This is a genomic window from Leisingera sp. F5 (assembly GCF_001593695.1).
Map to the genome: position 1 here is coordinate 1 of NZ_LUKH01000020.1, position 20312 is coordinate 20312.

The 20312-nt window shown below is 62.2% G+C and carries 23 protein-coding genes; 15 read left to right on the forward strand and 8 right to left on the reverse strand.

The window, feature by feature from the left end:
* Nucleotides 1-195 (reverse strand): hypothetical protein (locus tag A2I95_RS14760; protein WP_291730632.1); only part of this gene is annotated, 195 nt, incomplete at its 3' end.
* 18 nt (nucleotides 196-213) lie between these two features.
* Nucleotides 214-816, reverse strand: a complete 603-nt coding sequence (locus A2I95_RS14765) for a pyridoxamine 5'-phosphate oxidase family protein (protein WP_291730633.1) — start codon at nucleotides 814-816, stop codon at nucleotides 214-216.
* Between the two features lie 118 nt (nucleotides 817-934).
* On the opposite strand from A2I95_RS14765, the gene A2I95_RS14770 reads away from it, so the two are divergent.
* The 3 genes from A2I95_RS14770 to A2I95_RS14780 all read left to right on the forward strand — a co-directional run bounded on the left by A2I95_RS14770 (nucleotide 935) and on the right by A2I95_RS14780 (nucleotide 3512).
* Nucleotides 935-1651 (forward strand): helix-turn-helix transcriptional regulator, encoded by a 717-nt coding sequence (locus A2I95_RS14770; protein ID WP_291730634.1) that lies wholly within the window; start codon nucleotides 935-937, stop codon nucleotides 1649-1651.
* A 153-nt stretch (nucleotides 1652-1804) separates the two neighbouring features.
* The gene (locus A2I95_RS14775) at nucleotides 1805-2191 is read left to right on the forward strand and encodes a hypothetical protein (protein ID WP_291730635.1); all 387 of its coding nucleotides are present in this window, start codon (nucleotides 1805-1807) and stop codon (nucleotides 2189-2191) included.
* Between the two features lie 154 nt (nucleotides 2192-2345).
* Nucleotides 2346-3512 (forward strand): sterol desaturase family protein, encoded by a 1167-nt coding sequence (locus A2I95_RS14780; protein WP_291730636.1) that lies wholly within the window; start codon nucleotides 2346-2348, stop codon nucleotides 3510-3512.
* Here the strand turns inward: A2I95_RS14780 and A2I95_RS14785 are convergent.
* Entirely contained in the window at nucleotides 3509-4144 is a 636-nt protein-coding gene (locus A2I95_RS14785) for a DUF1326 domain-containing protein (protein ID WP_291730637.1), read from the reverse strand. The two genes, A2I95_RS14780 and A2I95_RS14785, sit on opposite strands and share 4 nt — an antisense overlap.
* Nucleotides 4145-4318: 174 nt before the next feature.
* Between A2I95_RS14785 and pheS the strand changes: the two genes are divergently transcribed.
* The 4 genes from pheS to pheT all read left to right on the forward strand — a co-directional run bounded on the left by pheS (nucleotide 4319) and on the right by pheT (nucleotide 9519).
* Complete coding sequence (pheS, locus tag A2I95_RS14790; RefSeq protein WP_291730638.1) at nucleotides 4319-5392, forward strand: phenylalanine--tRNA ligase subunit alpha; 1074 nt, start codon at nucleotides 4319-4321, stop codon at nucleotides 5390-5392.
* On the forward strand, nucleotides 5389-5838 hold the full coding sequence (locus A2I95_RS14795) for a hypothetical protein (protein ID WP_291730639.1): 450 nt from the start codon (nucleotides 5389-5391) through the stop codon (nucleotides 5836-5838). Before pheS ends, A2I95_RS14795 begins: the two co-directional genes overlap by 4 nt.
* A 441-nt stretch (nucleotides 5839-6279) precedes the next feature.
* A complete protein-coding gene (locus A2I95_RS14800) occupies nucleotides 6280-7035 on the forward strand; it encodes a polyhydroxybutyrate depolymerase (protein WP_291730640.1) in 756 nt (251 codons plus the stop codon).
* Between the two features lie 87 nt (nucleotides 7036-7122).
* Nucleotides 7123-9519, forward strand: coding sequence for a phenylalanine--tRNA ligase subunit beta (gene pheT / locus A2I95_RS14805; RefSeq protein ID WP_291730641.1), 2397 nt, complete (start codon nucleotides 7123-7125; stop codon nucleotides 9517-9519).
* Nucleotides 9520-9612: 93 nt separating this feature from the next.
* Here pheT and A2I95_RS14810 read toward each other — a convergent pair whose 3' ends face one another.
* Complete coding sequence (locus A2I95_RS14810) at nucleotides 9613-10491, reverse strand: LysR family transcriptional regulator (protein WP_291730643.1); 879 nt, start codon at nucleotides 10489-10491, stop codon at nucleotides 9613-9615.
* Nucleotides 10492-10578: 87 nt separating this feature from the next.
* Between A2I95_RS14810 and A2I95_RS14815 the strand changes: the two genes are divergently transcribed.
* The 5 genes from A2I95_RS14815 (at nucleotide 10579) to A2I95_RS14835 (ending at nucleotide 13776) form a co-directional block, all read left to right on the forward strand.
* Nucleotides 10579-11214 (forward strand): class I SAM-dependent methyltransferase, encoded by a 636-nt coding sequence (locus A2I95_RS14815; RefSeq protein ID WP_291730644.1) that lies wholly within the window; start codon nucleotides 10579-10581, stop codon nucleotides 11212-11214.
* A 48-nt stretch (nucleotides 11215-11262) separates the two neighbouring features.
* Nucleotides 11263-11925, forward strand: a complete 663-nt coding sequence (locus A2I95_RS14820) for a phosphoribosyltransferase (RefSeq protein ID WP_291730645.1) — start codon at nucleotides 11263-11265, stop codon at nucleotides 11923-11925.
* Nucleotides 11916-12365 carry a YtoQ family protein gene (locus tag A2I95_RS14825; RefSeq protein WP_291730646.1) on the forward strand — a complete coding sequence of 150 codons (450 nt, stop codon included), beginning with the start codon at nucleotides 11916-11918 and terminating at the stop codon, nucleotides 12363-12365. Before A2I95_RS14820 ends, A2I95_RS14825 begins: the two co-directional genes overlap by 10 nt.
* The gene (locus A2I95_RS14830; RefSeq protein ID WP_291730647.1) at nucleotides 12362-12892 is read left to right on the forward strand and encodes a GNAT family N-acetyltransferase; all 531 of its coding nucleotides are present in this window, start codon (nucleotides 12362-12364) and stop codon (nucleotides 12890-12892) included. Before A2I95_RS14825 ends, A2I95_RS14830 begins: the two co-directional genes overlap by 4 nt.
* A 284-nt stretch (nucleotides 12893-13176) precedes the next feature.
* Nucleotides 13177-13776 (forward strand): hypothetical protein, encoded by a 600-nt coding sequence (locus tag A2I95_RS14835; protein WP_291730648.1) that lies wholly within the window; start codon nucleotides 13177-13179, stop codon nucleotides 13774-13776.
* A gap of 33 nt (nucleotides 13777-13809) precedes the next feature.
* On the opposite strand, the gene A2I95_RS14840 is transcribed toward A2I95_RS14835, so the two are convergent.
* Nucleotides 13810-14616: a mechanosensitive ion channel domain-containing protein gene (locus tag A2I95_RS14840; protein WP_291730650.1), complete on the reverse strand. Its 807-nt coding sequence runs from the start codon at nucleotides 14614-14616 to the stop codon at nucleotides 13810-13812.
* Nucleotides 14617-14813: 197 nt separating this feature from the next.
* A complete protein-coding gene (locus tag A2I95_RS14845; RefSeq protein ID WP_291730651.1) occupies nucleotides 14814-15611 on the reverse strand; it encodes a class I SAM-dependent methyltransferase in 798 nt (265 codons plus the stop codon).
* Nucleotides 15612-15676: 65 nt separating this feature from the next.
* On the opposite strand from A2I95_RS14845, the gene A2I95_RS14850 reads away from it, so the two are divergent.
* Nucleotides 15677-16081: a RidA family protein gene (locus A2I95_RS14850; RefSeq protein WP_291730652.1), complete on the forward strand. Its 405-nt coding sequence runs from the start codon at nucleotides 15677-15679 to the stop codon at nucleotides 16079-16081.
* A 127-nt stretch (nucleotides 16082-16208) separates the two neighbouring features.
* Here the strand turns inward: A2I95_RS14850 and ald are convergent, their stop codons facing one another.
* A complete protein-coding gene (gene ald, locus A2I95_RS14855; RefSeq protein WP_291730653.1) occupies nucleotides 16209-17327 on the reverse strand; it encodes an alanine dehydrogenase in 1119 nt (372 codons plus the stop codon).
* Between the two features lie 140 nt (nucleotides 17328-17467).
* Here ald and A2I95_RS14860 point away from each other — a divergent pair, with 140 nt between their 5' ends.
* Complete coding sequence (locus A2I95_RS14860; protein ID WP_291730654.1) at nucleotides 17468-17926, forward strand: Lrp/AsnC family transcriptional regulator; 459 nt, start codon at nucleotides 17468-17470, stop codon at nucleotides 17924-17926.
* Between the two features lie 214 nt (nucleotides 17927-18140).
* A complete protein-coding gene (ppk2, locus tag A2I95_RS14865; protein WP_291730655.1) occupies nucleotides 18141-19058 on the forward strand; it encodes a polyphosphate kinase 2 in 918 nt (305 codons plus the stop codon).
* A gap of 85 nt (nucleotides 19059-19143) precedes the next feature.
* Here the strand turns inward: ppk2 and A2I95_RS14870 are convergent, their stop codons facing one another.
* Entirely contained in the window at nucleotides 19144-20196 is a 1053-nt protein-coding gene (locus tag A2I95_RS14870) for a CAP domain-containing protein (protein WP_291730656.1), read from the reverse strand.
* Nucleotides 20197-20312: the final 116 nt, after the last annotated feature.

Consider the following 20312-nt stretch of genomic DNA (forward strand, 5'->3'; position numbering starts at 1 on the left):
CTGGGAGCCATTGAGGAAGAAGCGAGCGGAAACCCATCGGGGCTCGCGGCGACGAAATGCCGGGCCGCTCAAAGAAGCCGGATATACATCAGCAATCGTGATCTCCAGACCAGAGCCAGCCAGACCGTTGCAATCAGGCGGGGTCCATATACATCCACACAAGATATTCGCTGCTTCATGTAGCACGATCAGCATTGGGCACCGCAGGCCCCCCTACCATATCCGGCTTTTCGCATACTCCGTATAGCCGGCGTCATAGGCCTCGGCTTCGAACCCTGCTTCCTGCTCTTTCAGGAACTGGCCTGCGGTTGGCACGTCAGGGCGGCCTGCATCCGTATCCCACAGGCGCGCGCGCATAATGGCCTTGGCGCATTGAAAGTACAGCTCTTCGACGGTGATCACCGCCACTGTCGCAGGCCGCAGGCTCTTGCGCTCAAAGGCGGCGCGGGCGGTGTCATCCGCCGTCAGGAAGGCGGTGCCGTTCACCCGCACCACATTGTTGCTGCCTGGCACCATGAACATCAGGCTGACACGGCGGTCGCGCACGATGTTGCGCAGCGAATCGAGCCGGTTGTTGCCGCGCCAGTCCGGCAGCCAGAGGGTGCGGGTGTCCGCAATATGCACCACCGGGCCGTCATCGCCACGCGGGCTGGCGTCGGTGCCTTCGGGGCCGACGGTGGACAGCACCAGGAAGCGGGAGGTCTCAATCCAGCGCTGGTACAGCGGCGTCAGGCGGGGCGCGACTTTGCTCAGCGACCGCGGCACCGGGGTGCCGTAGATGTGCTCAAGTGTTTCGGTATCGGTGATTTTCTGCATGCTCTGGCCTCCTTTTGGGCGCAGGATATCTTGCCCTTCTGCGCCAATGGGGTCAGTTTCGGCTCAAATGGGCCAGAATGCGGATATCCTACGTAGGGGGTGGTCTTCGTCCGATGCGGTGCAGTTGCTGCCGCATGGGGCGGCGTCTTATGCGCGCTGCTACAAAGACGGCTATGTCTCCAGCTGGCATGATCATCCGCGCCACCAGTTGGTTTATGCCGTGGCCGGGCTGATGATGGCTGAGGCCGATGGGACCAGCTGGGCGGTGCCTGCGGGGTCCGGGCTGATCGTGCCAGCGGCCATGCTGCACGAAATCCGGATGGTGGGAGAGGTGCAGCTGCAATCCTTGTACATTGATCCGGCGGAAACCGGCGCTGGGGCGATGGCGGTTTGCCGTGCGGTGACGGTCCCGCCGCTGCTGTCGGGGCTGATCGAGGCGCTTTGCGCGATGGGCAATCCCTGGCCGCTGCCGCCCCGGGCGCATCACCTGAGCCAGCTGATCCTGATCGAACTGGGGGCGGCGCCAGACACGCCGCTGGCCTTGCCGTACCCGCCTGACATGCGGTTGCGCCGGGTGTGCGATGCGCTGATGGCGGATCCGGGCAGTGTCCGGACAATTGACCATTGGGCGGCGCTGGCAGGAATGAGCCGCCGCTCGTTCACCCGGGCATTTCACCGGCAGACCGGCCGCAGCTTCGGCCAGTGGCGGGAGCGGCTGCGTTGCCAGATCGCTTTACGGGCGCAGGCGCGGGGCGAGGGGATGGACCGGGTCGCCCGCGATCTTGGCTATGCCAGCCGCTACGCGCTCCAGTCGATGATGCGGCGGCTGGTGTAAGCAGAACCGGCCGGTTGCCTTTTCACAGCTTTTGCGGGATATGGGCGAGAATGGCCTTTTCCGGAGCCTGAAGCGGCGCAATTCACCTGCTGGCCGTTTATTTTTGGCTTGGCTCCGGATCCAGGCCGTCAAGCATGAAATCCGCGGAGTTACATGATGAAAAAGACTTTCCTTCTGTTGCCCTTGCTGGCCCTGGCTGCCTGCGGTGACGAATTCAGCTACCCGTCGCAGCTGGAAAAGCAGTCGCAGGCGGCAGCGCAAGCCACCGCCACCCCGGTTGACCAGATCCTCCTTGAACGCGGAGCAAGCATCAATGGCGGCAGCTTCCAGGTGCTTGGCCCGGTGAAGACATCGGTGGGCAAGCCAACCGCCTTCCACCCGGCGCCGACTGTTGCCGATGCGGAGCAGAAACTGCGTATTGAGGCGGCAAAGCTGGGGGCAGACGCGGTGATCAATGCAGAGATCGGCGACGTCGGCATCTGCCCGCTCAGCTGGGGCTGCCGGGCGGCCAGCGGCACTGCGGTCAAGCTCAGCTACTGACGCAAAGGCAGCGGCATCAGGATGCTGACGCGCTGGCATGGATTTTATGGAACCGCTGCCCGGAAGGGCGGCGGTTTCCCGTATTGATTTCCATAATCGCACTGCGGGCGGCGATGTGGCAGGTTGCGCCGGATTTGAGATGATTGAGGCAGCCATGAAATTCATCCGCGATGTGATTGCGCAACTGGAAACCCCGCGCGAGGCGCGGCCGTTGGGCAGCGGCTGGCTGTCGGGATCGATGGCGCTGCTGGCGGCAGTCACCGGGCTGCTGCTGGTGCTGCTGCGCTGGTACCCGGAGACCTTCTCCTATCCGCAGATCGCCTTTGTGCATTCCAGCGGCTATGTCACCGCCTTTCTCCGGTTTGTGCTGCTGGCGGGGTATGCGTTGTCGCTGCTGAGCCTGATCCTGAGCCGCCAGAAAAGCCTGGGCTGGGCGGCGCTGGGGCTGTCGGTTGTTGCCTCGCTGATGGCGGCCGCGCAGCCGCAGCACGCAGATGACACATCGCAGAGCCTGTATTTCGGGCTTGATTACTTTATCGTCAACGTTCTGCTTGTCGGCTTTCTGTTTGTGCCGCTGGAGCGGTATTTTGCGGCGCGGCCGGAACAGACGGTTTTCCGCACCGAATGGCGTGAGGACATGTTCTATTACCTGGTCAGCTCAATGCTGGTGCAAGTGCTGACATTCCTGACACTGGCACCTGCAAGCTATGTCAATGCAAACGCGGATCTGGAGGGCATCCGCGCCCATATCACCAATCTGCCGTTTGCGGTGCAGGTGCTGATCGTCATGGCGGCAACGGATTTCGTTCAGTACTGGGTGCACCGGGCATTCCATACGTTCCCGGCGCTGTGGCATTTCCATGCCATCCACCATTCCGCCAAGAAGATTGACTGGCTGGCCGGCGCGCGGATGCACTTCATCGAGATCGCGGTGCTGCGCGGGCTGACAGCGGTGCCGATGTTCACCCTGGGCTTCAAACCGGAAGCGATCCAGGCCTATCTGCTGATCGTTTATTTCTACTCCAGCTTCATCCACGCCAACATCGGCTGGAAGCTGGGCTTTCTGGAACGGTTTCTGGTCACGCCGCGCTATCACCACTGGCATCACGGCAGCGAGCGGGCGGCGATCGACATCAACTATGCCTCGCATTTTCCGCTGTATGACTGGTTGTTCGGCACCCATCACCTGCCGGAGGAAGCCTGGCCCGCCAAATACGGCGTGGCGGGCGATACGGTGCCAAACGGATACTGGCGGCAGTTCCTGTATCCGTTAAACCGCAAACGCTGGAAGAAGCAGCCAAAGAAGGGCCGGGAAGCCTAGGCGGCAACCCCGTGGGGGCCGTGGCGGATAATGGCCCATTGGCCATAGCTGTCATCCAATTCCAGCTTGATCGCCGCGGTGGATTTGGTGGAGCCGCTGCCCACCTCGGCCAGGGTGAACTCAATGCCGCCGGGGATGTCGATGCGGACCCGGTGTTCGCCACCGCCATGCGGGGCCTGGATCGGGCGGCCGGTCGCGTGCAACAAGCTCTCGATGTCCACTTTGGCGGTGCGGCTTTCAATGTCGGCCTGATAGTCGATCCGCTTGATCAGCGTTTCGTGCACAGTGTCGCACATGGCGCGGAACACCCACCAGTGGGTGGCTTCTTCATCCGTTTCGCCGCCGAGCATCACGGTGGAGAGCGCTTCGCGCTGAGCATTGCTGGCACGGTCGTCGACAATCAGCTGCAATGCACCCTTGCCCTCGAAGATCGGGCCTGGCCAAGCGTAAAGAACGGCGGCGCGGGTGCCGGTCAGGTCGATGTCGCCGAAATGGCCCTTGTCGATATGGATCACCTCGAACCCGGTGCAATTTCCGTGGGTGGGAAGATCCTCGAACTGGCAGGGGCAGCCGTAGTTGCAGTTGCAGTTCCCGAAGCTGCGCCCCTCGATGTACCAATCCACATGTGCCATGACTGTCCTCCGGTTGCTGCAGCTGAAATGATGCAGGCGGAGCATACCATAAAACGGGCGTGATTTCAGGGCCGGGCACGCCGCAGTGCCACATCCGGCCGGCATGCACCCTGGCCCTCTTGCTTTCGCCCGCCCTTGTGGTAGCAGAGCACAAGCAGAATTCGAGGGGCCGTTATGGACGATCTTAAAGCCAAATACCTGGGTCAGATTGCAGAGGCCGCGGACGAGTCCGCACTGGAAGCGATCCGCCTTGCCGCCGTGGGCAAGAAGGGCGAAGTGGCGCTGAAGATGCGCGAGCTGGGTAAGATGACCCCGGAAGAACGTCAGGTCGCAGGCCCGGCGCTGAACGCGCTGAAGGATGAGATCAACTCGGCCCTGGCGGCCAAGAAATCCGGGCTGGAAGATGCCGCTCTGGATGAGCGCCTGCGCACCGAGTGGCTGGACGTCACTCTGCCGTCGCGCCCGTCGCGCCAAGGCAGCCTGCATCCGATCAGCCAGGTGCAGGAAGAGATCACCGCGATCTTTGCCGAGCTGGGCTTTTCCGTGGCCGAAGGCCCGCGGATCGACACCGACTGGTACAACTTCGATGCTCTGAACATCCCCGGCCACCACCCGGCGCGCGCCGAGATGGACACGTTCTACATGCACCGCGCCGAGGGCGACGACCGCCCGCCGCATGTGCTGCGCACCCACACGTCGCCGGTGCAGATCCGCTCGATGGAGAAGATGGGCGCGCCGCTGCGCATCATCTGTCCGGGCGGTGTCTACCGCGCCGATTACGATCAGACCCACACGCCGATGTTCCACCAGGTCGAAGGCCTGGCGCTGGACAAGGACATCTCGATGGCGAACCTCAAGTGGGTGCTGGAGGAGTTTGTCAAATCCTTCTTTGAGGTGGACGACGTCGAGCTGCGCTTCCGCGCCTCGCATTTCCCCTTCACCGAACCGTCCGCCGAAGTCGATATCCGCTGTTCCTGGGAGGGCGGTGCGCTGAAGATCGGCGAGGGCGACGACTGGATGGAAATCCTCGGCTCCGGCATGGTGCACCCCAAGGTCATCGCGGCCGGCGGCATTGATCCGGAGATCTATCAGGGCTTTGCCTTCGGCATTGGCATCGACCGTCTGGCGATGCTGAAATACGGCATCCCCGACCTGCGCGCCTTCTTCGACAGCGACCTGCGCTGGCTGCGCCACTATGGTTTCCAGAGCCTGGACATGCCGGCGCTGCATGGCGGTTTGTCGCGGTGAGTATCATAGAGGTAGCCCTCGGCTTCGGCGGGCTACTTCTCGCGGCTTTTAGTTTTTTATTTGGGCGTATGTTCAGCCAATCAGAAGCTGTACTGGCTGACAAAAGACGTGTTTACGAAGAGTTTCTTGTAGCTTGCCCTGGACCAAATGAAGCTTGCAAAGATTGGACGCCAGAGCGTGAAATCGAGCGAGCGGATACGTTCCAAGCGTTTTACGGAAAGCTCTGCCTCTATGCCGCCCCTCCCGTCATGCAGGCAGTTAACAGATATTTGGTGCTCCTAGACGAAGCCGATAAATTACTTTCTCCCAATAGTGAGGCGCTGCACCCAGCTTTTCAGGAAGCTGCGAAAGCGCATAACGACATTATCTTGGAGATGCGGCGAGATGCTCTGGGGTGGTCAATGTTTGGGTATAGTGGGAAGACGAGATTGCCAAAGGACGGATGAGTTCGAACTGAACGGTATTCAACTAATACTCTACAATGTTTCGCGGGGCGCAGCCCCGCATCGCGCCCGACCCGCCCCCAAGGCGGGCGCGATTGCGCCCACCCTCGGGTCCGGCGCGATGCTCCGTGAATTTTTGCACTGGTTGAACGTAGCGCCGAGCGCGGAATCAAGGCCGAGAGGCCGCCGCGCCATCGCCTGACCGCCCGCACGGGCAGGCGATTTGGGGCCGCCAGCGCAAAGCTTGATGTTCTAAGGACTTGGCTGGCATAAACAGCCAAACACCAGCGTTGAATCGCCAGCCCGCGGTCAGGCGATGGCGCGGCTTGCAGGCTCGTGTTGATCCCACAAACATGTGACGTGACACTTGGCCTTCCTTGGTTAATCTCGTGTAGATGATCCGAGCAGTACTTTCTTTCCCCGCTGCCCTCCGCCGTTGCGGCGATGGGGCCGTCGCAAGCCTCTGACTGCCATGGCGAAACCGCCTGCCCGCTGGGTGAACGCTCTTATCACGTGATGGAGCCGCAGGGCTGGGATGGGGGCTCGCCCTTGCCGGTGCTGTTGCATTTCCACAGCTGGGCGCGGACCGGGGTCAATGCGCAGCGCAGCGGCCGGGTGGGGGCCTCGACCAAGCGGCGCGGTATCTTGCTGGTGACGCCGAACGGGCGGCGCAAGACCTGGGATTTCTGGTCTGCCGGGACGGAGGATGTCGCCTTTGCCAATCAGGTGCTGGAGGATGTCGCCAAACGTTATCCGGTTGATAGGAAAAACATCTATGTCTCGGGCTACTCCTATGGCTCGGCCATGGCTTGGCGCTATGCCTGTCAAAGCGGTAACCAGGTGGCGGCGCTCTTGGGGGTTTCTGGGGCGTTCCCGCCGGGCGAAACCTGCCCGCAAGCGCCGCGCGAAGTGCGACATGTGCATGGGGTGAGCGACACGGTGATGCCCTTTCCAAACGACAGGCTGGGCGGGCAGGCAGCGCCCATGGGGCTGTGGCGGGCCAAGCTGGAATGCGGTACCGGACAGGACGCTGGCAATTGGCAGGTGGTGGAGTTCCTGACGCTGTCGCGCACCGAATGGCGCGATTGCGCCGGAGGGCAGGTAGTGCTGGACACCCATCCCGGCGGCCATTTCATCCCGCATGGCTGGATCGGGCGGCAATTGGATGAGCTTTTGAACCTCACTCCCAGCTATCCTTGAGTGCGGGCGTGCTGAACCCTTGAACCTTGCGCCATTCTTTGCCATTGCCTCTGGCAAACTGCATGTCTGCCAAGGGGTCCCCGACCGATGAAATTCACGCTTTCCTGGCTGAAAGACCACCTCGACACCGACGCCTCGGTGGAAGAGATCACTGATGCCCTGACCGATCTGGGTCTTGAGGTCGAAGGGGTCGTCAATCCGGGCGACGCGCTGAAGGATTTCAAGCTTGGCTATGTGACACACGCCGAGAAGCACCCCGACGCCGACAAGCTGCGGGTTTGCAAGGTGGACACCGACGAAGGCGAGCTGCAGATCATCTGCGGCGCGCCCAACGCGCGGGAAGGCATCACCGTGGTGGTCTGCAAGCCGGGCATGTACATCCCCGGCCTCGACATCACCATCGGTGTCGGCAAGATCCGCGGCGTCGAAAGCTTCGGAATGATGGCGTCTGAGCGTGAGCTGGAGCTGTCGGACGAGCATGACGGCATCATCGAGCTGCCTTCGGGCGCGGTGGGCGACAGGTTCGTGGACTGGCTGGCGGAAAACGATCCGGCCAAGGTCGATCCGGTGATCGAGATCGCCATCACCCCGAACCGCCCCGATGCGCTGGGTGTCTACGGCATCGCCCGTGACCTGGCGGCGCGCGGCCTCGGCACATTGAAAACCCGCGCGTTTGAGGCGGTGCCGGGTGATTTTGCAAGCCCGATCAAGGTGACCATCGATGCCGACACGCTGGATGGCTGCCCGCTGTTTGCCGGCCGGGTGATCAAGGGCGTGAAGAACGGCCCCAGCCCGCAGTGGCTGCAGGACCGGCTGAAGGCAATCGGCCTGCGCCCGATTTCGGCGCTGGTGGATATCACCAACTTCTTCACCTTCGATCAGAACCGCCCGCTGCATGTGTTTGATGCCGCCAAGGTCTCGGGCGACCTGCGGGTTCACCGCGCGCAGGGCGGCGAGACGCTGAAGGCGCTTGATGAGAAGGAATACACATTCGGCGCGGGCCAGATGGTGATTTCGGATGCCAATGGCTCCGAAAGCATTGGCGGCATCATGGGCGGCGAAGAAACCGGCTGCACCGAGGAAACCGTGGATGTGTTCCTGGAGAGCGCGTTCTGGGATCACGTGCAGATTGCCATGGCGGGCCGGGCACTGAAAATCAATTCGGATGCGCGCTACCGCTTTGAGCGCGGCGTGGATCCGGAATACACCATCGAAGGCCTGCACCGGGCGACCCAGATGATTCTGGACCTCTGCGGCGGGGAGCCGTCCGAGGTGGTGATCGCCGGTGACGTGCCGGATCATTCGCGGGCCTACAAGCTGGATTCCGGCCGGGTGCAGTCGCTGGTCGGGATGGAGATCCCGGAAAGCGACCAGCGCCAGACCCTGACCCGCCTGGGCTTCCGCCTGGAGGGCAGCATGGCGCATGTGCCGAGCTGGCGCCCGGATGTGCAGGGCGAAGCCGACTTGGTGGAAGAGGTGGCGCGGATTGCTTCGCTGACCAAGCTGCAAGGGAAGCCGCTGCCGCGCCTGACCGACGGCATTCCGAAACCGGTGATGACCCCGCAGCAGCGCCGCCAGCAGATGGCGCGCCGCACTTGCGCCAGCCTCGGCTATAACGAGGTGGTCAGCTACACCTTCATCGACAAGGCATCCGCTGCGCTGTTCGGCGGCGGCGGGGATGCCACCATGCTGGCGAACCCGATCTCAACCGAGATGTCGCATATGCGCCCGGCGCTGTTGCCGGGCCTGTTGCAGGCGGCGGCCCGCAATCAGGCGCGCGGATACATGGATCTGGCCCTGTTTGAGGCAGGTCCCGCCTTCCACGGCGGAGAGCCGGGCGAGCAGCACAACCTGATTTCCGGCCTGCTGGTCGGCCGCACCGGCCCGAAGGACGTGCATGGCGCGTCGCGCGCCGTTGATCTCTATGATGCCAAGGCTGACATCGAGGCGGTTCTGGCTGCCATCGGCGCGCCGGCCAAAGTGCAGATCCTGCGCGGGGCGCAGTCCTGGTGGCATCCGGGCCGTCATGGACGCATCTGCCTGGGTCCGAAGAAGACGCTTGGCGTGTTTGGCGAACTGCATCCCAAGGTGCTGAAAGAGATGGGGATCAAAGGTGCGGCTGTGGGTTTTACCATCTGGCCGGATGAGATCCCGATGCCGCGCAACTCCGGCGCCAGCCGCCCGGCGCTGGGCATCAGCGACCTGCAAGCGGTGGAACGGGACTTTGCCTTTGTTGTTGATGCTGAGGTTGAGGCGCTGACCCTGGTCAATGCCGCGGCTGGAGCTGATAAAACGCTGATTGCAGATGTGCGCGTCTTTGACGAATTCATCGGCGGTTCCCTGGGCGAGGGCAAGAAGTCGCTGGCGATCACTGTGCGGCTGCAGCCCAGCGACAAGACGCTGAAGGAAAAGGACATTGAAGCGGTGAGCGGCAAAATCATTGCCAAGGTGACCAAGGCCACCGGTGGCACCTTGCGGGGCTAACGCAGGGAGCAAGACTTTTGAGAAAAGTCTTGGCAAAAGTTTTCGAAAAACTTTTGGGCAGCGCACCCGTTGGGGCGCTGCCTTTTCTTTGCGTCACCTGCCGGAGAAGAACTCGGCCAGCAGGTCGAACACCAGCCGGATCCGGCGGCTGGTATGCAGTTCGCGGTGGGTGGTGAGCCAGACCGGAAAAGTGATCGCACCGCTTCCGGGCAGCAGGCGCTCGACCTCCGGTGTGGCGGCGGCAACTTCATCTGACATCGGGGTGATGCCAAACCCCTGCCGAACCAGCTCCCAAGCGACCAGGCCGCTGTTGGATCCGATGCGGAAATTATCTGGAGTGACAGGTATGCCCATCGGATCAAGGTAGCCGATCATCCGTTCCGTATCGCCGAAGCTGACGAAATCATGACCCGCCAGTTCCTGATAGGAAGACGGGCGGCCGCGCCGGTTCAAATAGCTATTGGCGGCATAGAAATGGCCGGAGGCTTCCTGCACCAGGCGGGCGATCAGCTCGGGCTGTTCGGGGCGGACATGGCGGATGGCGATATCGGCCTCGCGCCGCATCAGGTCGCGGATATCATTGGCGGCAACCACATCGATGGTAAGCCTTGGCGCGCGCTGGCGCAGTTGCTGCAGCACCGGCGGCAGCACATGGGCGGACATCACATCCGAGGCGGTGATCCGCACCGTGCCATCAATGGATTGCGCCTGGCCGGTTGCAGCAAGACACAGCCCGTCGGCGGCCGCTCCCATCTTGCGGCTGTGGGAGAGCAGCTCATGCCCTGCCTCGGTCAGGGCCAGGGTGCGGCCAAGGCGCTCGAACAGCAGCACGCCCAGCTCACCTTCAAGGGCGGCCACCTGGCGTGACAGAGTAGGCTGGGTAAGGCCCAGCTGGCGTGCCGCTGCCGATAGCGAGCCGGCCTCAGCCGTGGCCAGAAAGGCGCGGATATGGTTCCAGTCGGGGCTCTTCATGCAAATACGTATAACAACCCTGCGGATTTCGGCAATTTATCTGTGGTTCCTGCATGGGTAGGGTTCCGGCAACCAAGGAGATCCGCGATGACAGCCGACGCCCGATTTTGGAACAAGATCGCCCCGAAGTACGCCAAGTCAGCGATCCGCGACGAAGACGCATACCGCTATGCGCTGGAGCGGACCCGGTCCTATCTGAAAGCCGAAGACAATGTGCTTGAACTGGGTTGCGGCACCGGTTCCACCGCGATTGAGCTGGCGCGCAGCGTCTCCAAAATCACTGCAACCGATCTGTCGGAGGCGATGCTGGAGGTCGGCCGCGAGCGGGCTTGGGACGCTGGTGCCAGAAATGTGGAGTTTCAATGCAGCAGCGCTGGCGAGGCGCCGAAGGGCCCGTTTGATGCGGTGTTGGCGCATAACCTGCTGCATTTGCTGCCGGATCTGGACGCGGTACTGGACGGTGTGGCGGCGCGGCTGGCGCCCGGCGGGCTGTTCATCTCCAAAACCCCCTGTCTGGGAGAGATGCGGGGCAGTTGGAAGTACCGGATGTTTCAGGTCGCCATCCCGCTGATGCGGCTGGCGCGCTATGCGCCCAGCTATGTTGATTTCATCGATATACGAACGCTGGAAGCGGCGGTGCAGCGGGCCGGGTTCGACATCATTGAGGCCGGCAATTACCCGGCGGACACGCCAGGCCGCTATCTGGTGGCGCGGCGGCGCTGAGCATTTGCTTTTTGCTTGCCAGCCCTAGCTTACAGGGCGGAGGCTTTGATGTTCGAGGACCGGATTTCCGCCGGGCTCCAGCTGGCCGGGCAATTGGCTGAACTGCCAGTGAGAGACCCTGTGGTGCTGGCGCTGCCGCGGGGCGGGGCGCCTGTTGCGCTGCCGGTTGCGCAGGCTTTGCAGGCGCCCATGGACCTGCTTCTGGTGCGCAAGATCGGCATGCCGTCAAATCCCGAGCTTGCGGCCGGCGCGCTGGCGGAGGGCAGCAATCCCATATTTAACAATGCACTGCTGCAGATTGCGGGCCTGAGGCCGGAGGATTTTGCATCCCAGGTTGCGCAAGCGCGGGAGGAGAACGCCGCCCGCCGCGCCCGGTATCTTCAAGGGCGCGCGCCGGTGGATCTGGCGGGGCGCACGGTGGTTGTGGTGGATGACGGAATAGCCACCGGGGCGACTTTCATGGCGGCGCATATCTGGCTAAAGGGGCGTGGTGCTGCTGAAGTGATACTAGCGGTGCCCGTCGCCCCGCCGGAAGCGGTGGACGAATTGCGCCCGCTGGTGGATACTCTGCTCTGCTTGCTGAGCCCGGAGGAATTCCAGGCCGTCGGCGTGCATTACAGGGATTTTACACAAACCAGCGACGCAGAGGTCATGGCCGCCCTGGCCGCGGCCCCGCAGGCTGGCGCAGGAAAGGACAGAACGTGGCATTGAAGGTTTATCTCTCGGGCGAGATTCACACCGATTGGCGGGAGCAGGTCATCGAAGGCGCAAAAGGGCTGGAAGTGAGCTTTAATGCGCCGGTCACAGATCACGGTGCCAGCGACGATTGCGGCGTGGCGGTTCTGGGCGCCGAGGACAATAAATACTGGCATGACCACAAGGGTGCGATGGTCAACGCGATCCGCACCCGCAAGGGGATTGCCGATGCCGATGTGGTGGTTGTGCGCTTTGGCGATAAATACAAACAGTGGAATGCGGCCTTTGATGCGGGTTATGCCGCAGCCCTTGGCAAGTCGGTCATCGTTCTCAGCCCGCCGGAACACCAGCATGCATTGAAAGAGGTCCACGCAGCAGCGCTGGCGGTGGCGGAAGAACCGCGCCAGGTTGTTGAAATCCTCGCTTATGTGCTGACGGGCAAACTGCCTGCATGACGCCGCCGGTTCTGGAGACGGAACGGCTGATCCTGCGCCCGCACCGGGTGCAGGATTTTGCCGATGTAGCGGCCTTGTGGGCTAATCCCGATACAGTGCGGTTTATCCAGCCTGAAACTGAGACGCCGGAGGGTGCCTGGGCCAAGCTGATGTTTCATCACGGCCACTGGCTGGCGATGGGGTTCGGGGTCTGGGTGATCACCGGGCGCAGCAGCGGGCGGTATCTGGGCGAAACGGGTTTTTTCGTCACGCCGCGCCAGTGCGACCCGCTGTTGGGCGATGCGATTGAGGCAAGCTGGGTGCTGGCGCCGGAGGCACAGGGCAGGGGGATCGCGGCGGAGGCGGTGCTGCGAACCCATGCCTGGGCGGATGCGGCCGGGCTTTGGCCGGAAACTGTTTGCCTGCTGAGCCCAGAGAATGCCGCGTCGCGCAGGCTGGCGGCGAAGGCAGGTTACAAGCTGCGCCAGGAGGTGCAGTACCGGGGCGGAAAGTCGCTGGTGATGGCGCGTACCGTTGGGCAGCCTTAGCGGGGCAGCGGCAGGTTCCCGCCCCAGAAGGCGCTACCAGAGGAAGCGCGTTACAGCGTTGGGCGCAGCGCCGCGCGATGCGCGGCGCGGGCCGGGAGCTGCCGGTGTCAGCGTCCTTTGCAGAAACCGGCTGAACCTTGCTGGATTTTATTTGCGCCGGTTTTGCGGTTTGCGGCGCGCTTCAACGGTTCATTAACGTAGAGCGGCCTAACTGGTCTCTTAACGCACGATGACTTTACGTAATGCGCTGTGTGCCCATCGGGTGCAGTGCTTGGGAAGACTGCATGACGAACCGCCGCAGACCTGTTTTGCAAATCACTCCGCTGATCGAGGACGCGGGCCTGTTCAAGCGCGAGGTGCGGGATGTGCCGTTGGAGCTGGTGCCGGTGATCAGCCGGAACAACCGCGGCGATCTGGTGGTGAAGGGGATTGTTCAGCCGGATGCGGAGATCGAGGTGGTCTTTGCCGGACGCCGCATGCGCGAGGCCGCGGGGCTGGTGGCGCAAATGAAGAAGCTGCGGGTGCAGGGGGTGCGTACAGCGATGAACGGCCACGAGGCGATGAACAATATCCGGCGCCTGCGGCTGCCGGTCCAGGTGCGCGGCACCTGGCGGTTGCGTTTCGATCGCGATGCATCCGGCTGGGAGGTCAAGAGCTATCAGCTGCTGGCCGCGCAATGGGCCTTTGCCGATGCCGATGGCTATACTGTTCTGTGCGGCTGGCCGCCTGCCGAGCCGGAAGACAGATTGCAGGACCGCGCCCGCGCCGCGCGGGCCCAGCTGGCCGCGGCACGGGCCGCGCAGGCGGCGCGGACAGGCCAAGCCTCCCAGGCCGCAGCGCAGGATCGCCGCGCCAAAGGCGGGGCGCCCGGCCCAACGGGCTGAGGTCCGCCAGGGCCGAAGACGGGCGGGAGCGCCTCAGCCCTCCTTCTTTATTTCCACAGAATGCGGATAGGGGATTGAAATATCCTTGGCGTCGAAAGCCTCTTTCACACCTTGAGTCAGAGCAAATTTCACTTCCCAGTAATCCGCCGCATCACACCAGACACGGGCCGTCAGATCGACGGAACTGTCCCCCAGATTGGTCACCCGCACCCAAGGTTCCGGATCTTTCAGCACCCGCACGTCGGCGTTGGCCTGTTCGAGTATAATCGACTTGGCAGTATCAGCGCTGTCGCCGTAATCGATGCCGAACACCATGTCGACACGGCGGGTGTCGTGATGCGAAAAATTGGTGATGATTGCGCCCCAGGCCTGGCCGTTCGGTACGATGATTTGCACGTTGTCCGGCGTGGCCAGTTCAGTAATGAACAGGTTCAGATCCTTCACCGTGCCGGAGGTGCCGCCGATATCAACAAACTGGCCGATTTTGTAGGGGCGGAACAGGATCAGCATAAATCCAGCAGCCAGATCGCTGAGCGTGCCCTGCAGCGCCAGGCCGATCGCCAGGGTCGCCGCACCCAGCATTGCGACCAGACTGGTGGCCTCGATCCCGAAGATGCCAAGCACCGCGACCAGCACCACCAGCAGCAGCACCCAGCGCACGACGCTGGCGGCAAAATTGCCCAATGTCGGGTCGATCTGCGGCGTCTTGTTGATGCGGCGGCGCACCGCACCGCTGATCCAGCCGGCCGCTATCCAGCCGAGGATCAAGACCACCAGCGCTTTGGCGCCGTTTACAATCAGAGGCCAATAGGCGCCCGCCTGTTCAATCATCTGTTCCATACCCGCAGTCCCAACCGGTTTCTATAAATGTGCCCGAATGTCCCGGAAACGGAGCGTTGTGGCAATAGCGCGCAGCGGGGAAAGTTCCGGCGGTCAAGGCTCAACCTGAAGGGGAGGGGCTGGATTGCGGGGGGCAGCCGATTGCAGATGCCGGCTATCCGTTGGTCACAAAGCCGGCACTGATAAAACGGATTGTGTCAAACGTTGGCCTTTACCGCCCAGGCACGAGCTGGAAGGGTGATTGGCCCATCCTCCCCGAGCTTGGCGGCAAGGAGTTCTTTCAACTGCTGCCGCCGCTTCTCTGGCAGGTTGCTGCAATAGCCCGGCGCCGGGCCTGCGCCGAGCGTGAACGGATGCCAGAATGATTCAAAGTCAGGAAAGCGGGTTTCAACCTCAATTGCAGCGATATCCGTGCAAACAATCGCGGCATCCTGGCAGATCTCCGCCAGGCCGTCTTTCTGGCAAAATGGAAACCGAGCACCTTCATCCATCTCAGCCGCACTGGGGTCGATTTCAGCGGCCGCTTTCCAAAAAGCATCAATGAAACCCATCCCCCTGCCGGGATAATCCCAGACATAGAAGGCCAGCAAGCCATCCGGGCGCAAAACGCGGCGCATTTCTGCGAGCGCCAGTTTCTTGTCCGAAATGAAATTCATAACGAGTGCAGAGACGGCAACATCCACGGAGGCATCGGTGACCGGGATCTGCACAGCATTTGCCACCGCGAAACGCGCCCGGCTATCCCTGTTATCTGCAGCGGCATGTGACACGAAATCTGCAGATTGGTCAGTGGCTAAAATTGACCGGGGGGCAGCGGGCGACAGTATGGTCTGTGTCAATGCGCCGGTGCCGCATCCGATTTCAAGCCACTCGGAGTCTGCTGGAGGTGCAATCCAATCAACAAACTCCTCCGCAATTTTGCGGCTCCACCTTCCCATGTAGTGTTCGTAGCTTTGCCCTGCACTCCACGCGTCGAAATCTGATGTCTTGACCATCCCCGTCTCCTGCCGTTTTGGGCGAAACTTGTGCTAGGCTGCCCGCATCCAAGAAGGAGCGTAGCATGGAATTCGATCGGGAGTTGATTTCAAATGGCAACCCCATGGAGGCTGTCGTTGGATTCTCGCGCGCGGTCAGGGTCGGGCCGTTCATCTCAATCGGTGGCACCGCGCCGGTCGACGTGGATGGAAACACAGTTGGGGTTGGCGATGTTGCCGCCCAGACCCGCCAGTGTATTGAGGTTATCAAGACGGCACTGGAACAGGCAGGCTCCGGTTTGCAGCACGTCGTGCGCACCAGAGTTATTCTAACAGATATCGACAACTGGAAAGCTGCGATTGATGTGCGCAAAGAGTACTTTTGTGACGTTCGGCCAGTTGACACGATCATGGCCATAGACCGGTTTGTGAACCCGGAATGGCTGGTTGAGCTGGAAGCTGATGCAATAATCAGCGCGTGGAACGCCTGAGCAAAGCGGCTGCTCGCTGCAGGCAATCCAATGTGTGGAATGGCTCAAAGTTGCCCGATGTCCGCAATTGAAAAGCCCCGCCAGCTAGACGGGGCTTTTCTCAAATTATGCAACTTGCAGCGCTGGATTACGCCTTCAGCGCCAGTTTTGGTGACAGCACATCGAGGCCGAGGGCTTCGCCAACCGCGTAATAGGTCAGCTGGCCTGCGTGCACGTTCAGGCCGTTCAGCAGGTGCGGGTCGTCCTCGCACGCCTTGCGCCAGCCCTTGTTGGCCAGGTTCAGCATGAAGGGCAGGGTCGCGTTGCCCAAAGCCTGGGTCGAGGTGCGGGCCACGGCGCCGGGCATGTTGGCCACGCAATAGTGCATGATGCCGTCAACTTCATAGATCGGGTCGGCGTGGGTGGTAGCCTTGGAGGTTTCAAAGCAGCCGCCCTGGTCGATGGCGACGTCCACCAGCACTGCACCCGGCTTCATTTCGCCAAGCTGGGCACGGGACACCAGTTTCGGCGCCGCAGCGCCCGGGATCAGCACCGCGCCGATCACCATGTCGGCGTCGCGCACCAGCTCGGCAGTGGCGCCGGCGGTGGAGTACTGGTTCTTGAAGGTGCGGCCAAAGACGTCATCGAGATATTTCAGGCGGGTCAGCGAACGGTCCAGGATGGTCACATCCGCGCCCATGCCGGCTGCGATCTTGGCGGCGTGTGTGCCGACGACGCCGCCGCCGATCACAACAACTTTGGCCGGGGCCACGCCGGGGACGCCGCCCATCAGCACGCCGCGGCCGCCGTTGGCCTTTTGCAATGTATAGGCACCCACTTGCGGTGCCAGACGGCCGGCCACTTCGGACATCGGCGCCAGCAGCGGCAGGCCGCCGCGGCCGTCGGTCACGGTTTCATAGGCAATCGCGGTGCAGCCAGACGCCAGCAGGTCGTGGGTTTGTTCCGGATCGGGCGCCAAGTGCAGGTAGGTGAACAGCAGCTGGCCTTCGCGCAGCATCTTGCGCTCAACCGCCTGGGGTTCCTTCACCTTGACGATCATGTCGGCAGTGGCAAAGATTTCCTCGGCGGTGTCCAGGATCACCGCACCGGCGGACACATAGTCCTCGTCGGTGAAGCCGGCGCCCAGGCCGGCGCCTTTCTGGATCACAACGCCGTGGCCGTGGAACACGGCTTCGCGGGCAGCATCCGGGGTCATGCCAACGCGGAATTCCTGCGGTTTAATCTCGGTGGGGCAGCCGATTTTCATGTGAGTATCTCCTCAAAACTCTCTGAGGTCATTTTGCCGCAGCACCAGCAAAATGTGCTTCTTTTTTGGGCGAAAGAAAAACATACCTTTCGAAGATTCTTCGCGTATACTGGTGAAGTATAGCAAGGATCTTCGCAAAAATGTCGCTGGACGAAACAGATCGTCGCATTCTCTCGGTGCTGCAAAAGCAGGGCCGTATCTCCAACGCCGACCTGTCGGAGCGGGTGAACCTGTCGGCCTCGGCCTGCCACCGCCGGGTGCAGCGGCTGGAGGCGGACGGGTATATCCGGGATTATGTAGCACTTTTGGACGCGCGCAAGATGAACGTGCCATCGACGGTGTTTGTCGAGATCACCCTGTCCGGCCAGGCGGATGAGGTGCTGGACGCGTTCGAGAAGGCTGTGTCACGGATCCCGGATGTGCTGGAGTGCCACCTGATGGCGGGGACGGCGGATTACATCCTTAAGGTGGTGTCGGAGAACACCGAGGATTTCGCCCGCATCCACCGCCAGCATCTGGCGCGGTTGCCGGGAGTGGCGCAGATGCAATCGAGTTTTGCGCTGCGCACCGTGTTCAAGACCACGGCGCTGCCGGTTTGATGCGGCGCTGATGCTTGTGGCCCGGCCGGGGGCTTTTGCGCTTGAACCGCGCTGGAAATTCCGGTTGCCTTGGGGAAAGGCGCAGCCAGGACGCAGGATGGACCCCGTACCGCAATGGCTGCTGTCTGTTGCCTCGGCGCAGTGACATCAAACAGTCACATGCCGCCCGTATAAGACGGCGTTTGCACGACTTGACAAGGAAGGAACCCTGCCCGTGACCCGCGAATTTGAAACCGCATCCCTCGATTGGCTGGAAGCGGAGCTGCAGGACACGCTGGACGAGGATATCGAGATTGAATTCTCGGAGCCGATGCTGAGCCAGGAGATCCGCAAGATCTACCGCGAACAGCACCCGGAGATGCTCGACCGGCAGATCTATTTCCGCAATCTTCTGCGGCTGCAAGCGGAGCTGATCAAGGTGCAAGACTGGGTGCAGAACTCGGGCGCCAAGGTCTGTATCCTGTTTGAAGGCCGCGATGCGGCGGGCAAGGGCGGGGTGATCAAGCGGATCACCCAGCGGCTGGACCCGCGGGTGGCGCGGGTGGTGGCGCTGCCGGCACCGAACCGCCGCGAGCAAAGCCAATGGTATTTTCAGCGCTATGTGCCGCATCTGCCGGCGGGCGGCGAGATCGTGCTGTTTGACCGGTCCTGGTACAATCGGGCCGGCGTCGAGCGGGTGATGGGCTTTGCCAGCGATGACCAGGTGGAGCAGTTCTTTCAGGATATTCCGGAATTTGAACGGATGCTGGTGCGCTCAGGCATTATCCTGCTGAAATACTGGTTCTCGATCACCGACGAGGAGCAGCAGCTTCGGTTCATGATGCGCATTCACGATCCGATGAAGCAGTGGAAACTGTCACCGATGGATCTGGAAAGCCGGATTCGCTGGGAACAGTACACCAAGGCCAAGGAGGAGATGTTCAAGCGTACCAACATTCCCGAGGCGCCATGGTACATCGTTGAAGGAAATGACAAAAAACGCGAGCGGCTGAATTGCATCGAGCATCTGCTGACCAAGATCCCCTATGACGAGGTGCAGCACGAGAAGGTGGATCTGCCGGACCGCAAGTACAACCCCGACTACGAGCGCCAGGTGCTGCCGGATGAACTGTATGTGCCCAAGATCTATTGAGACCTGTACGGGGCCTGGCGCCCGGTGTTGAAATTGTAAAAGGGCACGCCAAGGCGCGCCCTTTTGCACGTTTGCCCGGTGAGGATCAGAACAGGAAGTCGCTGGTCTGAAGTTCCTGCTCTGTGATACCGCTGAGCAGCAGGCTGTCGCCGTCGTTGTCGCTGATCAGCAGGCCGGCGTTGGTCTGGCTGGTGTGATTGTTCACCAGGTCGCTGAAACCGGTGATGCCTGTTGCGGCGCTCAGGTCAATGCGCTCGCCGCGGGCATCCGGGTTGAAATCGGTCACGGTGTCATCGCCGTCGCCGAAGATGAACAGGTCGCCGCCGCCCTTGCCGGTCAGCTTGTCGTTGCCGCTGCCGCCGTCGAGCGTGTCTTTGCCGCGACCGCCGAACAGCTTGTCATTGCCGCCGCCGCCATTCAGCTCATCCGCGCCGTTGTTGCCGCGCAGCGTGTCGTTGCCCGAGCCGCCGTTCAATTCGTCGCCGCCGGCCTTGCCGTGCAGCTTGTCACGGCCTTCGCTTCCGTCGAGCCGGTCCTGGCCGCTGCTGCCGGTCAGCGTGTCATTGCCGCCGAGACCGTCCAGGCTGCCTGCGTTTTTGAGGGTCAGGGCATCGTTCCCGGCGGTGGCGCCAGTGCCGGTATTGCCGCCCGAGCCGCCGCCATTGCCGCCTCCGGACCCGGAATCCAGCTGCAGGTCGGCGCTGGTGCGGGCAAAGTTCTGGGTGACCATCACCGCATCCCAGCCGTTGAAATTGCCCTGCTCGATACCGATGCCGATCACCTCGACATTGGCGTTGAGGATGTTGGCGCGGTGGCCGGGGCTGTTCATCAGCGATTCGTGCAGGTTGACGACGTCGTCGGCCAGCCCGGCGGCGCCGCGTTCGCTTTGCCAGGCGATGTTCTCGGCCCAGGTCCAGCTGCCGGAGAACTGAAAGCCGGCATCTTTCATCCGGTCGCCGGCACTGGAGCCGCCGGAGCCGGTGTGGGAGAAGACATCCTGCTGCAGCATCCATTCGCTATGGTCTTCTGACGAATCGTTCAGGCGCAGCTCCAGCTGGACCGGGTTGAGCCCGCGCGACGTGCGCTCGGCGTTGATCAGGTCGAGCATCTGGCGCTCGAGTTGGCTTGCCTGTGACATCAGTAACTGCTCCGTGAGTGTGCCGACTGTGCGGCGGTGCTTCCCTCGGTTAACGGAAATTTAAAGCGCCGAAAGGGCGGGGCAGTGCAAAGGTGGAAATGCGGCAAAGCTCTGCC

What these genes read in the sequence shown, in the direction of transcription:
- A2I95_RS14765 (WP_291730633.1), bottom strand. Translation starts at nt 816, where the DNA reads ATGCAGAAAATCACCGATACCGAAACACTTGAGCACATCTACGGCACC.
- A2I95_RS14775 (WP_291730635.1), top strand. Translation starts at nt 1,805, where the DNA reads ATGATGAAAAAGACTTTCCTTCTGTTGCCCTTGCTGGCCCTGGCTGCC.
- A2I95_RS14780 (WP_291730636.1), top strand. Translation starts at nt 2,346, where the DNA reads ATGAAATTCATCCGCGATGTGATTGCGCAACTGGAAACCCCGCGCGAG.
- A2I95_RS14785 (WP_291730637.1), bottom strand. Translation starts at nt 4,144, where the DNA reads ATGGCACATGTGGATTGGTACATCGAGGGGCGCAGCTTCGGGAACTGC.
- pheS (WP_291730638.1), top strand. Translation starts at nt 4,319, where the DNA reads ATGGACGATCTTAAAGCCAAATACCTGGGTCAGATTGCAGAGGCCGCG.
- A2I95_RS14800 (WP_291730640.1), top strand. Translation starts at nt 6,280, where the DNA reads ATGGGGCCGTCGCAAGCCTCTGACTGCCATGGCGAAACCGCCTGCCCG.
- pheT (WP_291730641.1), top strand. Translation starts at nt 7,123, where the DNA reads ATGAAATTCACGCTTTCCTGGCTGAAAGACCACCTCGACACCGACGCC.
- A2I95_RS14810 (WP_291730643.1), bottom strand. Translation starts at nt 10,491, where the DNA reads ATGAAGAGCCCCGACTGGAACCATATCCGCGCCTTTCTGGCCACGGCT.
- A2I95_RS14815 (WP_291730644.1), top strand. Translation starts at nt 10,579, where the DNA reads ATGACAGCCGACGCCCGATTTTGGAACAAGATCGCCCCGAAGTACGCC.
- A2I95_RS14820 (WP_291730645.1), top strand. Translation starts at nt 11,263, where the DNA reads ATGTTCGAGGACCGGATTTCCGCCGGGCTCCAGCTGGCCGGGCAATTG.
- A2I95_RS14830 (WP_291730647.1), top strand. Translation starts at nt 12,362, where the DNA reads ATGACGCCGCCGGTTCTGGAGACGGAACGGCTGATCCTGCGCCCGCAC.
- A2I95_RS14835 (WP_291730648.1), top strand. Translation starts at nt 13,177, where the DNA reads ATGACGAACCGCCGCAGACCTGTTTTGCAAATCACTCCGCTGATCGAG.
- A2I95_RS14840 (WP_291730650.1), bottom strand. Translation starts at nt 14,616, where the DNA reads ATGGAACAGATGATTGAACAGGCGGGCGCCTATTGGCCTCTGATTGTA.
- A2I95_RS14845 (WP_291730651.1), bottom strand. Translation starts at nt 15,611, where the DNA reads ATGGTCAAGACATCAGATTTCGACGCGTGGAGTGCAGGGCAAAGCTAC.
- A2I95_RS14850 (WP_291730652.1), top strand. Translation starts at nt 15,677, where the DNA reads ATGGAATTCGATCGGGAGTTGATTTCAAATGGCAACCCCATGGAGGCT.
- ald (WP_291730653.1), bottom strand. Translation starts at nt 17,327, where the DNA reads ATGAAAATCGGCTGCCCCACCGAGATTAAACCGCAGGAATTCCGCGTT.
- A2I95_RS14860 (WP_291730654.1), top strand. Translation starts at nt 17,468, where the DNA reads ATGTCGCTGGACGAAACAGATCGTCGCATTCTCTCGGTGCTGCAAAAG.
- A2I95_RS14870 (WP_291730656.1), bottom strand. Translation starts at nt 20,196, where the DNA reads ATGTCACAGGCAAGCCAACTCGAGCGCCAGATGCTCGACCTGATCAAC.